Annotated in this window: 12 protein-coding genes; 9 read left to right on the top strand and 3 right to left on the bottom strand. The window is 44.4% G+C overall.

Annotated features, from left to right (window positions below; translation table 11 throughout):
- Nucleotides 1–54 precede the first annotated feature (54 nt).
- The 9 genes from polA to DES35_RS04070 are packed head-to-tail and all read left to right on the top strand — an operon-like array spanning nucleotide 55 to nucleotide 10,704.
- Nucleotides 55–2,859 (top strand): DNA polymerase I, encoded by a 2,805-nt coding sequence (gene polA, locus DES35_RS04110; protein WP_114365862.1) that lies wholly within the window; start codon nucleotides 55–57, stop codon nucleotides 2,857–2,859.
- 22 nt (nucleotides 2,860–2,881) lie between these two features.
- Complete coding sequence (locus tag DES35_RS04105) at nucleotides 2,882–5,254, top strand: TonB-dependent receptor (RefSeq protein WP_244906316.1); 2,373 nt, start codon at nucleotides 2,882–2,884, stop codon at nucleotides 5,252–5,254.
- Between the two features lie 2 nt (nucleotides 5,255–5,256).
- Nucleotides 5,257–6,177 carry a DUF4249 family protein gene (locus tag DES35_RS04100; RefSeq protein ID WP_114365861.1) on the top strand — a complete coding sequence of 307 codons (921 nt, stop codon included), beginning with the start codon at nucleotides 5,257–5,259 and terminating at the stop codon, nucleotides 6,175–6,177.
- Between the two features lies 1 nt (nucleotide 6,178).
- Complete coding sequence (locus DES35_RS04095; RefSeq protein WP_114365860.1) at nucleotides 6,179–7,471, top strand: UDP-N-acetylmuramoyl-tripeptide--D-alanyl-D-alanine ligase; 1,293 nt, start codon at nucleotides 6,179–6,181, stop codon at nucleotides 7,469–7,471.
- Between the two features lie 59 nt (nucleotides 7,472–7,530).
- A complete protein-coding gene (locus DES35_RS04090; RefSeq protein WP_114365859.1) occupies nucleotides 7,531–7,977 on the top strand; it encodes a hypothetical protein in 447 nt (148 codons plus the stop codon).
- 9 nt (nucleotides 7,978–7,986) lie between these two features.
- Nucleotides 7,987–8,874 carry a cation diffusion facilitator family transporter gene (locus tag DES35_RS04085; protein ID WP_244906315.1) on the top strand — a complete coding sequence of 296 codons (888 nt, stop codon included), beginning with the start codon at nucleotides 7,987–7,989 and terminating at the stop codon, nucleotides 8,872–8,874.
- On the top strand, nucleotides 8,871–9,359 hold the full coding sequence (locus tag DES35_RS04080) for a PaaI family thioesterase (RefSeq protein WP_114365858.1): 489 nt from the start codon (nucleotides 8,871–8,873) through the stop codon (nucleotides 9,357–9,359). The genes DES35_RS04085 and DES35_RS04080 overlap by 4 nt, the downstream gene beginning before the upstream one ends.
- A gap of 2 nt (nucleotides 9,360–9,361) precedes the next feature.
- Complete coding sequence (gene cysD, locus DES35_RS04075) at nucleotides 9,362–10,258, top strand: sulfate adenylyltransferase subunit CysD (protein WP_114365857.1); 897 nt, start codon at nucleotides 9,362–9,364, stop codon at nucleotides 10,256–10,258.
- Nucleotides 10,259–10,290: 32 nt separating this feature from the next.
- Nucleotides 10,291–10,704: a hypothetical protein gene (locus DES35_RS04070; protein WP_114365856.1), complete on the top strand. Its 414-nt coding sequence runs from the start codon at nucleotides 10,291–10,293 to the stop codon at nucleotides 10,702–10,704.
- A gap of 52 nt (nucleotides 10,705–10,756) precedes the next feature.
- Here DES35_RS04070 and DES35_RS04065 read toward each other — a convergent pair whose 3' ends face one another.
- The 3 genes from DES35_RS04065 to DES35_RS04055 form a co-directional block, all read right to left on the bottom strand.
- Nucleotides 10,757–11,029 (bottom strand): HU family DNA-binding protein, encoded by a 273-nt coding sequence (locus tag DES35_RS04065; protein ID WP_114365855.1) that lies wholly within the window; start codon nucleotides 11,027–11,029, stop codon nucleotides 10,757–10,759.
- Between the two features lie 92 nt (nucleotides 11,030–11,121).
- Complete coding sequence (gene fmt / locus DES35_RS04060) at nucleotides 11,122–12,093, bottom strand: methionyl-tRNA formyltransferase (RefSeq protein WP_114365854.1); 972 nt, start codon at nucleotides 12,091–12,093, stop codon at nucleotides 11,122–11,124.
- 3 nt (nucleotides 12,094–12,096) lie between these two features.
- Nucleotides 12,097–13,992: a DNA topoisomerase IV subunit B gene (locus DES35_RS04055; protein WP_114365853.1), complete on the bottom strand. Its 1,896-nt coding sequence runs from the start codon at nucleotides 13,990–13,992 to the stop codon at nucleotides 12,097–12,099.
- Between the last annotated feature and the right edge of the window lie 93 nt (nucleotides 13,993–14,085).

Raw genomic sequence — 14,085 nt, 5'->3', positions numbered from 1 at the left:
TTTCCTTTTGCCCAGGAGCTGGGGGTTGGACTATTTTCGCTTCAAAATTGACCAATGACTCCCCCGAGCGATAAAAAGCTGTTTTTACTGGATGCCTATGCCCTGATATTTAGATCCTATTTTGCCTTTGCCAAAAATCCGAGGGTTACCAGTACCGGCATGGATACCTCGGCCATTTTTGGCTTTACCTCCACTTTGCTGGACCTCATTCAGACCGAAAATCCGACCCACCTGGCCGTTGTATTCGACACCGATGCTCCTACTCAAAGACATATCGATTTTGAGGCCTACAAAGCTCATCGCGACGAAACCCCTGAAGCCATTAAACTCGCCATTCCTTACATAAAAAAGATACTCAATGCCATGCATATACCGGTGCTTGGAGTAGATGGCTTTGAGGCTGATGATGTGATAGGAACTCTTGCTAAAAAAGCCCAAAACGCCGGTTATACGGTCTACATGGTAACCCCTGACAAAGACTTCGGACAACTGGTGACCGATCAGATTCTGATGTACAAGCCCGGCCGGATGGGCAATCCAAATGAAATCTGGGGTCCTGCGGAAGTCTGCGAAAAATTCGATATCCAACGCGTCGAACAAGTTATTGACATGCTCGGCATGATGGGCGACTCAGTGGACAACATCCCCGGCATTCCGGGTGTGGGCGAAAAGACTGCGGCAAAATTGCTCAAAGAGTATGGCACATTGGAAAATGTATTGGAAAATGCCCATCAGATCAAAGGCAAACTGGGCGAAAAAATTGCCGCTGCCAAAGAGCAAGCATTGATGAGCAAGCAGCTGGCCACCATCATCACCGATGCTCCTGTCGACTTTGACGAAAAACTCTTCCAACTCGATCCACCCGATATGACCGCTGTAGAATCCGTATTCAACGAGCTGGAATTCCGCACGCTGCTCCGGCGGTTCAAGGAAGCATACGGACATGCGGATATGCAAGGCACACCTGCGGCCCCTCCTCCACCCCGCGACTTGTTTGAAGAGACATATCCCTCCACACACTCGGAAGCAACCGAATCCCTCCCCTCTAGAAAAAACATACAAAACACAGAACACCTGTATACACTTATCAACGATATTCAAGGTTTTAAACAACTGCTCAAAGTCCTTGAAAACAAAGCAGAAATCTGTATCGACACCGAAACTACCTCACTCAACCCACTGGATGCCGAACTACTTGGCATAGCCATCAGCTATCGACCTCACACAGGTTTTTACGTTCACCTTCCGGAAAACAAGGATGAAAAACAAAACTGGCTGAACTTGATGGCTCCTTTATTTGCCAATACCGAAAAAATCTGGACTGCCCAAAACTGGAAATACGACCTGGAAGTCCTCACCCGATACGGCCTGGATTTAAAGGGCAAAATGTTTGATACCATGCTGGCTCATTACGTGATCAATCCCGATACCCGGCACAGCATGGACGTATTGGCAGAAAATTACCTGAATTACACACCCATCTCCATTGAATCGCTCATTGGTAAGAAGGGTGCCCAGCAGGGCAATATGAAAGATGTAGACATCCGAACCGTAGCCGAATATTCGGCAGAAGATGCCGACATCACCTTCCAACTTGCACAAGTATTTAAACCGCTTTTAAAAGAAAAAAACGGCGAAAAAGTCTTTTACGAAGTCGAAATGCCCCTCGTACCGGTATTGGCCGATATGGAACTGTGTGGCGTAAAACTCGATACAGAAAACCTTCAATTACAAAGCAAAGAAATAGAACTCGAAATCAAAAAGACCGAGCAAGAAATAATCGAAATGGCCGGTGTTGAATTCAACATTGCCTCCCCGAAGCAACTCGGAGAAATTCTGTTTGAAAAATTAAAAATCGGCGGCAGCAGGCCAAAAAAAACAAAAACCGGTCAATACGCTACCGGCGAAGAGGTTTTGCAATCGCTGGCGCGTGAGCACCCTATCATCTCTAAAATACTGGAATACAGACAGCTTACCAAACTAAAAAATACCTATATCGATACCCTTCCTCAGATGATTCACCCAACAACAGGAAGGGTACATACCAGTTTCAATCAGGCGGTAGCTGCCACCGGACGACTCAGCTCCAACAATCCCAACCTTCAAAACATTCCGATCCGAACCGAGCGCGGTCGTAAAATCAGAGAAGCATTTATCGCCGATGAAGCCTATAAAATTCTATCGGCTGACTATTCGCAGATTGAGCTCAGGATCATCGCTGCCATCAGTGGTGATGAGGCAATGATTCAAGCTTTTAAAAACGGTGAAGACATTCACGCTGCCACGGCTGCAAAAATATTTGGGGTACCACTCGAGCAAGTGACCAAAGAAATGAGGTCCAATGCCAAAACGGTTAACTTCGGCATCATTTATGGCGTTAGTGCATTTGGATTGAGTCAGCAAAGTACTTTGACTAAAAAGGAAGCCGCTGACGTAATTGAGGCCTATTTCAAAACTTACCCAGGAATCAAAAATTATATGGAACGACAAGTACAATTTGCCAGAGAAAAAGGATATGTAGAAACCATACTGGGCCGAAGGCGCTATCTGCCCGATATCGATAGCCGCAATCAGGTAGTTAGAAGCCAGGCCGAACGCATCGCCATCAATGCACCCATACAAGGAAGTGCTGCCGACATTATTAAAATCGCCATGATCAACATCCATCAGTATCTGAAATCAAACCGATGCAAGACCAGAATGCTCCTGCAGGTACATGACGAACTGGTCTTTGAATTGCATCAGGACGAGCTCTCCCTTGCTGACCAGATCAAAGCCATGATGGAGCAAGCATGGACCTTTGCTGTACCTCTGGTGGCAGAGACCGGTATTGGAGATAACTGGTTACAGGCTCATTAAATACATCAATCACGCAGGAGTAATGAAAATTAAAAACGCGATATTTACTGTCCTAATGGCATTTGGAAGTTTTATGTCCTACGGACAGCGCCCCGGTAGAGTGACACTAGCGGGATTTGTATCCGATGCGAAATCAGCGGAGCGCATTGTAGGTGTCAACGTGTATGTACCCAAGCTCAATACAGGTACTATTACCAACAATTTCGGATACTACTCTCTGAGTTTACCTCGTGGAAAACACACAGTTGTCTTTTCTATGGTAGGATTTAAAAGTCAGCAGATGGAGTTAAATCTTGAGCGCGATACCCTTATCAACGTAGAGCTTTTAGAGGAAATTACCGAGCTGGATGAAGTGCTGATAGTAGCTGAGAAAAAACAGGCAGAAAAAGTGCAGATGAGCAGCATCGACCTACCCATGAAATCCGTAAAAAAAATACCGATGCTCTTTGGAGAGACGGATTTGCTACGCGCTATTCAATATTTACCGGGAGTACAAAGTGGCAATGAAGGATTTACCGGCATTTATGTACGCGGTGGTAGTCCTGATCAGAATCTGATCTTGTTGGATGGAGTTCCGGTGTACAATGTCTCTCACCTATTTGGTTTCTTTTCTGTATTCAACAGCGATGCGATTAAAAGCGTTCAGCTTTACAAAGGTGGATTTCCGGCACGCTTCGCAGGTCGGCTCAGCTCCGTCATTGACATTACCATGAAGGAGGGCAATATGCGCGATTTTTCCGGAGAAGGGTCAATAGGTCTCATTGCCTCCAGACTAACCATCGAAGGACCCATTGTAACTGATAAGACCTCCTTTATCCTGAGTGGTCGAAGAACCTATCTGGACCTGCTTACACAACCATTGATCAGCTTGCAAAGTGGAGGTGCAAGGGCTGGTTACTACTTCGGCGATTTCAATGCTAAACTCAACTACATCCTCGATGCCAGAAATCGCTTTTATTTAAGCTATTACGGTGGAATTGACAGGTTTTATTTTAGGGATAGGTTGAGCAGTGGTTTTCAGACTCAAACCCTGGAAGGTGGTCTGCAATGGGGCAATAATACCGGATCACTGAGGTGGAATCACCTGTTTAACAACAAAATGTTTGTAAACACAACCCTAAATTACACCCGTTACAGATTCCTGACCTCCTTTGAAGAAAAGCATTCAATAAACACTGAGCAAAATTTTTCCGCCAAATTTTTCTCATTCATTCAAGACTTTTCCATCAAAACAGATTGGGAATATTCACTCAACAAAAACCATTATCTAAGGTTTGGAGTCATCAGCATTTTACACGATTTTAGGCCCGGAGCAGCAGAAGTAAAATTAAATTTGGTCAATATTGACAGTGTCATAGACTTTTCGAAAAGAATCCGTGCCATTGAAAACGGGTTGTATGTGGAAGATGAGATCACTCTAAATTCACGAACCAAAGCAAATATCGGCCTGCATTATGCTCAGAATTTTGTCAACAGAGCTTTCTATCACAGTCTGCAACCTCGAATCAGTGGCCGTCTGATGCTTTCGGATAAAACTTCTCTTAAGGCATCTTATGTGATGATGCAGCAGTACATTCATCTGCTCAGCAATACGGGTATAGGGCTGCCTACTGATCTATGGGTGCCGGCTACCGACCGTGTCAGGCCTCAGATAGCCCATCAGGGGGCAGTTGGAGCCTCTTACAGCCTGAGCAGCTCATATGAATTTTCAGCGGAGGCCTATTATAAGCATATGAGTCATCTGATCGAATATAAAAGCGGGGCGAGTTTCTTCTCGACTACCGACTGGCAGGAATTGGTGTATACAGGAGGAAGAGGCTGGAGCTATGGATTAGAGCTTTTTGCCGAGAAAAAGCTAGGAAAAACCACCGGATGGATTGGTTACACACTCAGTTGGAGCTGGAGGCAATTTGCTGAATTTAACAACGGACTCCCCTATCCTTTCCGATTTGATCGAAGGCACGATGTATCCGTAGTGCTGACCCACAAATTCAGCGAACGGTTTGACATTGGTTTTACCTGGGTCTACGGTACGGGTATCGCTACCAACATACCCCAGGGCCAGTTTGCCACTCTGCCGATTGAATTCTGGGATTTCAGGGAGCCCTTATACATCAATCCTGATATGATTAAAGTCGTTGAACACTATGGCCCGCGCAACAGCTTTCGCATGCCACCGTATCACAGAGCAGATTTGGGACTTAATTTTAATAAAACGTTGTTTAGAGGAATACAAAGAACCTGGAATGTAAGTTTTTACAACCTATATAGCAGAAGAAATCCATTCTTTATTTATATCGATTACTCGAATCAAGGCAATCCCGACCGGGGAGTTTATAAGCTGGTTAGTTTATTTCCAATTATTCCCTCAATCAGTTACAACCTGAAATTTTAACCATGAAAAAATTAGTTTACTTACTAATCCTAATTATGGGTATTGCAGCTTGCGAAACCATTATCGACCTGGACATACAATTTGACGATAAGCAAATGGCTGTATCAGCCATTTTTTGGGACCAGCGAAATCCGGGCGATTCAACGGTATGCGTATGGGTAAGCGATGTTTTGCACCCCCTTGCAAAAAATACGTCCCGCATTATCCTTACCGATGCGGAAGTAAGCCTTTTTGAAAACGGTCAGTTTGTCGAAAACCTGCAACCAATCATCAGATACAAGCAAGAATATAATTGGCAAAACAATCAAATTGATACCATAAAGTTCGGTTATTTCAAATCCCATCATCCACTCACACCAGGATACTCTTACAAAATCACCGCCAATCGTCCCGGGAAGAAGGAAGTTACTCACTTCTATATTCACCCTCCAAGGGTTATACCCACATCTGTAAAGCTTACCAATCCTGAAAAAGGCGAAGTTACCATTACCTTTGACAATCCCAAAGGAATTCAACAATTCCTTGTCTCCCTTAAATCATCTACAAACAGAACAGAATACTTCTCATCCATTGATCCACATTTTCAAATATTCAGATCTTCAAATTTAGATGATTCAGAAGACGAGCCCGGAGCTCCTGTAGTAGGGCGATATGGTATACTTTATGACAAAAATTCTCAACCCCGCTCACAGCAGCAATTTACATTTTACATCCGCGATTTTGATTCTCAAAATCTATCGAATTATTCTGTCGAATTTGGTGCTGTATCCGAAAGCTTTCCCCTTTACATCGCTTCTTATTTGGCGTTTATAAATTCCGAAAATACTCTTTCTACCCAACCTGAGGTTATTTACAGCAATGCATCCAAGGGCCTAGGAATATCTATGGGATTAAATACAGGAAATTACAATATTCAACCCTGAAATGACTCGATTACCAGAACTTTACCATGCTTATCTGCAATGCAGCGATGTGAGCATTGACAGCCGCAAACTATCCGGAAATTCCTTATTTATCGCCTTAAAGGGGAGCCAACGCGATGGCAATCAATACGTAAAACAAGCTCTGCAGGATGGGGCACGGTATGCCCTGGCCGATGATCCGGCCTTATCTGACTGTGATCGTGTATTCGTCGTGCCTGATTCTTTGGCCGCTTTACAGGAATTGGCCAGATATCACCGCAGACAATTGAAACTTCCAGTGATAGGCCTTACCGGAAGCAACGGAAAAACTACTTCTAAAGAACTCTTTCGCAGTGTTTTGGCTACGAAATACAACACCTTCGCTACCCCAGGCAACTACAACAACCACATAGGTGTACCTCTTTCCATCCTCAGCATACATCCGGAGCACGAAATGGCTGTAATAGAAATGGGTGCCAATCATCAAAGGGAAATTGAATTTCTGTGCACCATTTCAATGCCCGATTACGTGTACATAACCAACTATGGACTGGCTCATCTGGAAGGCTTTGGAGGTGTGGAAGGCATTGTCAAAGGCAAAAGTGAAATGTACGAGTATGCACGCCGATATGACAAAACAGCGCTGGTCAATGCCGATGACCCAAAACAAGTAGAAAATTCGGCCGGTATTGGCAAAATCATCACTTTCGGTACTTCGGACCATGTCGACTTTAATATCCGCTTGTTTTTAACCAAACCGTATGTAGCAATTGCATTTTCTAACCAAATCATTCATAGCAGATTAACAGGTATCTACAATTTTAGCAATATTGCCGCAGCAGTGGCTATAGGTGCACATTTTGGCATCGATACAGAAATGATCAAGCAAGGAATTCAGGCTTATACGCCCGAAAACAACCGCTCACAGCTCGTAGAGACTGAACGAGCGCGATTTATCTGCGATGCCTATAATGCAAATCCCAGCAGCATGGAAGGGGCTGTGTACAATCTGGCTGATTTTGATGGCATAAGAGTGGCTATTCTGGGCGATATGCACGAACTTGGAGACTATACCGATGAAGCTCATCAATACATCGCCGATCTGTGCGAAAAAGTAAAAATCGACGAAGTATATCTGATTGGTGAGTTTTTCAGCCGGGTAAAGACAAAAAAGTGCGTAAAATTGAAAGATATCTCCACTGCCATTGAATTTTTTAAGACCTACGACACCAGAAATAAAAACATTTTGATCAAAGCTTCTCGGTCCATGGCTCTGGAGCGACTTTATCCCCTCCTTGGAATCCCATCGGCCTGAGGTGAGTATAAGGGATTTTTTTAAACACCCCCATTATCTTTGTAAAAAAACGACAGAAAATGAAACGCGTAGGTGTATTTCTTTTTCTCTTGCTTCATTTTTCCTGTAAAAAAGAGCCACAACTACGTGAAGCTATGCTGTTTACCCTGTCGGTGAAGGACAATCTACGAAACGATCTCCTGGATACCAACTACGTAAACCACTTTCCCTGGTCCGAGATATCATGGACTGAGCAGCAGTCGGGAGAAGAAGTTTCCTTTACCATCCAGTACAAGTACGGTGCATTTTTACTGGAAAATACCTCCAAAATCAGAGAAAACCTCGATTATTTTATCAATTTTCCCGCTGTAGCTCCCCAGAAATTCAGATTTGAATTTAGCGATTATCAAATGCAGGAGGCAGGAACCGGCAAAAACCTCACAGTCAGGGCCATATCAAAAGTATACTGGAACGATGCCCCGTTAATAGCCGAAAAAGGATATTTTGAAATTACACTGACCCCTTAAAAATTGCCTTTGAAACCTGAATTGATACTTGAGAAAACATTACGTAAGTCATTCATATTCAACATCATCATTATTTGCATAAAACTGATAAGCGGGATAGTAGGCAATTCTTTTGCACTTCTGGCTGATGCGGTCGAATCGGCTTCAGATGTAGTGGCATCGGCCATTGTATGGCTGGGTGCGCGGTGGGCAGCCCGGCCGGCGGACGAAAATCATCCCTACGGACATGGCCGGGCAGAATCTCTGGTAACCTTTGTGGTGGTCCTGCTGCTTGTCTTGTCGTCGGTTACTATTGTTTACCATAGCATTTCCAATATTCAAAAGCCGCAGCAGGCCCCTGAGACATGGACCATAGCAGTAATTTTGCTGATTATTGTGGCCAAGGAAATTGCCTACAGGTTCATTTACAGCATTTCTGACAGGATCAACAGCACCTCGGGCAGATCCGAAGCCTGGCATCATCGGTCAGATGCCATTACCTCTTTGTCCACACTCGTAGGGGTTACCATTGCCGTAGTGGCTGGCGGAAAATGGGTAATCGCGGATGAAATGGCTGCTATGGTAGCAGCGGGTTTTATTCTCTACAATGCGTACAAACTCTTCAGGCCGGCTCTGAGCGAAGTGCTGGACGAGCATGTACACCATCAACTCGAAGACGACATTCGTAGAATTTCGAAAGAAGTAGACGGAGTGCTGGACACCGAAAAATGCCATATTCGTAAGGCAGGTCTCAGTTATTTTGTAGATTTACATGCTATAGTAGATGGTGAAATATCGGTGCGAGAGGGCCATGAAATAGCGCATAGACTAAAAGATGTACTTATGAATGAAATTCCTTCCATCTCCAATGTTTTGATACATGTAGAACCTTATGAAGTTAAAAAGTCACAAAAATGAATTTGTCCCGCTACAGATTTACCCTATGGTTGCTCAGCCGATTCAAGATTCCGATGATTGGATTCTGCAGTCCGAAACTTGTGGAGTTAAGTAAAAAACAGATTGTGGTTAAAATTCCCCTCGGTTTTTTTACCAAAAATCATTATGGATCCATGTATTTTGGAGCACAGGCTGTAGGAGCTGATCTGGCAGCTGGATTTTTGGGGTATGTACTATGCAGAGAGCGAGGACTTGATTCGGGACTGGTATTCAAAGACTTCAGTGCAGAGTTTCTCAAAAGACCCGAAAGCGATGTGTACTTTGTCTGCAATCAGGGATTGGACATCAGCAATCAAATCGACGAAAGTCTGAAGTCAGCCAGTCGAATTACCAGACCTATTACAGTGAATGCTTACATCCACTACTCTACTCCACAGCAGGAGGAGGTTTCTCGATTTACGCTGGGACTCAGTCTGAAGGTTAAAACCAGAAGCTCAACTGTGTAGGTATGCATTGCGACCACCTGGACTATCTGATCGATGAAGCGGCTGAAATCTTATTCACCACAGCCAGGTATTTCAAAAATACATTCATTTTATTTTCAGGGGGTAAAGATTCGATAGTCCTCAGTCACATTGCCAGCCGAGTATTCTATCCTTCAAAACCTCCTTTTAAGCTTCTTCATGTGGATACAGGCCACAATTTTGTGGAAGCCATAGAGTTCAGGGATTATTTTGTAAAAAAATACGAATATTCCTTATGCATAGCCGATGTGCAATCAGCGATCGACTCCGGATGGGTACAAGAGCCCGAAGGCCCTGATAAAAACAGAAACAGAATCCAATCTGCAGTGCTTCTAGATTTCATCAGAAAAAATGAAGTAGATGCACTGTTGGGTGGTGGCCGAAGGGACGAAGATAGAGCCAGGGCCAAAGAACGCATATTCTCACATCGCGATATTAGCGGCTGCTGGGTTCCGGAAAATCAACGGCCTGAATTAGGTACTTTGGCACTTTTAGACAGAGGGCCAGGTGAGCATTACAGGATTTTCCCGCTGAGCAACTGGACGGAGTTAGATATATGGATATATATCCGCAGGGAAGGTATTGAAGTACCATCGCTCTATTTTTCAAGGCCGAGAGAAGTCGTCCTGAGGCACGGTGCCTGGGTTCAGGTATCTCCTTTTATAACTATAAAACCGAATGAAAAACCGGAAGTCCGAAATATTCGATTCAGAACACTCGGAGATATTACCATTACAGGCGGTATTGAATCGAATGCTGAAACTATAGACCAAATCATCGAAGAACTCCTGCAGACGCGCAGTGGAGAGCGCGGCCATCGGCATGATGATCGCCAGGCACTCTACAGCATGGAAGTCCGAAAAAGAGAGGGTTATTTTTGAAACTTTTTATCTCGAATTGCGTTTTGTTTATCATGACTGACGAGAATAGATACAGACTTAGAATCGATAGTCAGATCGTAGGATACAAGCGCGTATTAAACGAAAACTATGAGTTTTATTCCAGAAATGGTTTGTGGTGGACAGGTCATCCGCTTTATTACAAACAAATTGATGAATTTTGCGGACTCCGTGACATCAACAATCAACTGCTCTATGAGCTCGACATTGTAGAGTATAAAATTGACCCTGATCTGCCGGTCAGAAAGGGGGTAATATTGTGGAACCGCAAGGAAAAGGAATTTTGCATCAAAGACCTGGAGGATACGGGTTATTTCCCGGTGGAAGTCAATGGTGTACAGATTTTCAGTTCCAGGAGTCTGAAATTTCATTCGTTTTTGTTTATCAATCCCGACATAATGGAAGCTCTCGGGATCGTAGATGAATAAAAAAACCGGCTAAGTGCCGGTTTGCGTTTCTTTCAGAGTAGAGACAGATTTTTTAACTAATTCCCTCAGAAAGTTCTTTTCCGGGTTTGAACTTTGCTACTTTTTTAGCCGGGATTTTAATCACCTCTCCAGTGGAAGGATTACGGCCTTCACGAGCTGATCTCTCAGACACTGAGAAAGTACCAAAACCGGTGAGGATTACCTTATCACCGTTTTTCAAAGCATCGCCTACGGTGCTGATAAATGCATCTACAGCAGCTTTGGCGCTTGCTTTACTCAGTCCGGCTTTTGCCGCTACTGCGTCAACAAAGTCTGTCTTGTTCATGTGAGTAAATTTTATGTTAAATTTTTATTGCTGTGACAAATGTAGCTGAATCTGTTAATTATGCAAGATTTAGCCAAAAAAAAATCAATGATTTAATCAACAGCCGTTTGTTGGATTTTTATCAAGTCCCTTTTGTTGGAAATACCGTTCAAAAACTCTTCCGCCGACATCCATTTTCTGCCTTCCGGAAGGAGTTTCAGAATTTTCAAACTGCCATCCTGGCATCCGATCATCAGTTGATTTTTCGGAAAAATCCGAACATCTCCTGGTGCAAGATCTTGAATTTCGTAATTTTTTTCTGCTTCCAGTATTTTTACTGTCAGCGTATTACCGGCAATCTGAAAGTGCGTAAATGCTCCAGGGGCGGGGCTCAAACCTCTTATAAAATTAAAAACTTCCGAGACCTTTTTGTTCCAATCGATCCGGCAATCGCTTCTAAAAATTTTTGGAGCCGGCTTCAGGGGCATCGTTACGGGCTGCTCCACGGGTATTAAGGTATTTTGCACGATGCCCTCAACAGTCCGGAGAATCAGCTCAGCGCCCGGCTCCAGCATGGCATCGTGCAGCTGGCCGGCATTCATTTTTTCATCGATCGGAATTTTAGTCTGCAGCAGTATTTTGCCTTCATCGATCTTTTCGTTGATGAAAAAAGTAGTCAGGCCGGTTTGGGTTTCACCGTTGATGATGGCCCAGTTAATGGGTGCAGCCCCGCGGTATTGGGGCAGCAGAGAGGCATGTAGATTAAATGTGCCTAATGGCGGAAGTTGCCAAATGCGCGCCGGCAATTTTTTAAATGCAACCACTATTTGCAAGTCGGGCTTCAATTGGCAGAGTTGGTCATAAAAATCATCGGAGCGCAGACTTTGAGGAGTAAGCACCGGAATTTCCAGGTCCATTGCTGCTTTTTTCAGCGGGCTTGATTGCATCCTGAGTCCTCTGCCGGCAGGTTTATCAGGTGTGGTCACTACGGCTACCACACGATATCCATGAGCAACGAGTTTTCTAAGTCCGGGCACGGCAAACTCCGGAGTGCCCATATACACAATTTTGATATCATTTTTCATCGTTCAGAATAGGATTTCACTTACCGGCTCTTCGGCTTCCTGGTCATCCAGGGGGTTATCGCCTTTTTCTATTTTAAGGTTGGAAATAATAAATTCCTGTCGGGTGGGGGTGTTTTTGCCCATGTAAAAGTCGAGAATTTCGTCGATGGTTTGATCCTTACCGATGATCACCGGCTCCAATCGGATGTCTTTGCCAATGAAATGTCTGAATTCGTCGGGACTGATTTCGCCCAATCCTTTAAAGCGGGTAATTTCTGCTTTGCTTCCGAGCTTACGCAGGGCTTCGTATTTTTCTTCTTCGGAGTAGCAGTAGATGGTTTCTTTTCTGTTTCTGACCCTGAAGAGCGGTGTCTGTAAGATGTAGAGGTGGTTTTCTCTTACCAGCTCGGGGAAAAACTGCAAGAAAAAAGTGATCAGCAGCAATCGTATATGCATGCCATCCACATCGGCATCTGTGGCGATTACGACTCTGTTGTACCGGAGGTTTTCCAGAGAGTCTTCGATGTCGAGCGCTGCCTGCAAGAGGTTGAACTCCTCATTTTCGTAAACGACTTTTTTGGTGAGTCCATAGCAATTCAACGGTTTTCCCTTGAGCGAAAAGACGGCCTGGGTATTGACGTCTCTGGCTTTGGTAATGCTCCCGGAGGCCGAATCCCCTTCGGTGATAAAAAGGGTGGATTCGTAGCAGCGTTCGTCTTTTAAATCGGTAAGGTGAATCCGGCAGTCTCTGAGCTTTTTGTTGTGAAGGCTTACTTTTTTGGCTCTTTCCCGGGCAAGTTTTTGAATGCCTGCCAGTTCTTTGCGTTCTTTTTCAGCAGCTATGATTTTTTTCAAAATGGCATCGGCTACTTCCGGATTGCGATGGAGGTAGTTGTCGAGCTCTGTTTTGATGAAGTCGTTGACAAAGGTACGGATGGTGGGTAGTCCCGGCCCCATATCGGTGGAGCCAAGTTTGGTTTTGGTCTGTGATTCAAATACCGGCTCGATGACCTTGATGGATATAGCCGCTATGACGGACTGACGGATATCCGCTGTATCAAAGTTTTTGTTGTAAAATTCCCGGATTGTTTTGATCATGGCTTCTCTTAAAGCGCTCTGATGGGTACCCCCCTGGGTAGTATGTTGTCCGTTGACAAAAGAATGGTAAACTTCGGATTGAGATTTTTCGCTGTGAGTAATGGCGACTTCGATGTCCTGGCCTTTCAGATGAATGATTTCATGCAATACAGCCCCGTCGATGGAGTGGGTCAACAGGTCTTTCAGTCCGTTTTCACTTCGAATGGTCTGGCCGTTGTAGACGATGGTCAGGCCGGCGTTGAGGTAGGCATAGTTCCACATCATACGCTCCACATACTCATCGACGAATTTGTAATTTTTAAAGATGTTTTCGTCCGGAGTGAAGACGACCTTGGTCCCTCTGCGCAGAGTAGTATCCTCCAGGTCTGATTCAAAGATGAGTTTCCCACGTTCAAATTCGGCCCATTTGGTTTTTCCGTCTCGGATGCTTTGCACCCGGAAATGAGACGAAAGCGCATTGACGGCTTTGGCACCTACTCCATTGAGGCCTACAGACTTTTTGAATGCCTGGCTATCGTATTTGGCACCAGTGTTTATTTTACTTACTACATCCACCAGTTTGCCCATGGGAATACCTCGGCCATAGTCGCGTACGGTCACGGTGCGATGATTGATGGTAACTTCGATGGTCTTTCCTGCTCCCATCACAAACTCATCGATGGAGTTGTCGATTACTTCTTTGAGTAGAATGTAAATTCCATCGTCGGGCGAGCTGCCATCTCCAAGCTTTCCGATGTACATACCCGGTCTGAGTCGGATGTGCTCTTTCCATTCCAGGGTTTTGATGTGCTCTTCAGTGTATTTTACTTGATTTTCAGACATTTATTGTTTTATGTTGCTTGATATTCTCAGATTTCAAGTATAAAGTACATTGTCGATGGTCCTGCCGTGATGCCATCTATTTTATTAACCGAT

The organism is Schleiferia thermophila, from assembly GCF_003337435.1.
GTDB lineage: Bacteria > Bacteroidota > Bacteroidia > Flavobacteriales > Schleiferiaceae > Schleiferia > Schleiferia thermophila.
The sequence above is the reverse complement of the archived record's forward strand: the minus strand, read 5'-3'. Positions and strand labels throughout refer to the sequence as shown.

Bases quoted from the DNA above. Each gene is read 5' to 3' on its own strand.
- polA (WP_114365862.1), top strand. From the start codon at position 55: ATGACTCCCCCGAGCGATAAAAAGCTGTTTTTACTGGATGCCTATGCC.
- DES35_RS04095 (WP_114365860.1), top strand. From the start codon at position 6,179: ATGACTCGATTACCAGAACTTTACCATGCTTATCTGCAATGCAGCGAT.
- DES35_RS04100 (WP_114365861.1), top strand. From the start codon at position 5,257: ATGAAAAAATTAGTTTACTTACTAATCCTAATTATGGGTATTGCAGCT.
- DES35_RS04055 (WP_114365853.1), bottom strand. From the start codon at position 13,992: ATGTCTGAAAATCAAGTAAAATACACTGAAGAGCACATCAAAACCCTG.
- DES35_RS04080 (WP_114365858.1), top strand. From the start codon at position 8,871: ATGAATTTGTCCCGCTACAGATTTACCCTATGGTTGCTCAGCCGATTC.
- DES35_RS04065 (WP_114365855.1), bottom strand. From the start codon at position 11,029: ATGAACAAGACAGACTTTGTTGACGCAGTAGCGGCAAAAGCCGGACTG.
- DES35_RS04070 (WP_114365856.1), top strand. From the start codon at position 10,291: ATGACTGACGAGAATAGATACAGACTTAGAATCGATAGTCAGATCGTA.
- DES35_RS04105 (WP_244906316.1), top strand. From the start codon at position 2,882: ATGAAAATTAAAAACGCGATATTTACTGTCCTAATGGCATTTGGAAGT.
- fmt (WP_114365854.1), bottom strand. From the start codon at position 12,093: ATGAAAAATGATATCAAAATTGTGTATATGGGCACTCCGGAGTTTGCC.
- DES35_RS04090 (WP_114365859.1), top strand. From the start codon at position 7,531: ATGAAACGCGTAGGTGTATTTCTTTTTCTCTTGCTTCATTTTTCCTGT.
- cysD (WP_114365857.1), top strand. From the start codon at position 9,362: ATGCATTGCGACCACCTGGACTATCTGATCGATGAAGCGGCTGAAATC.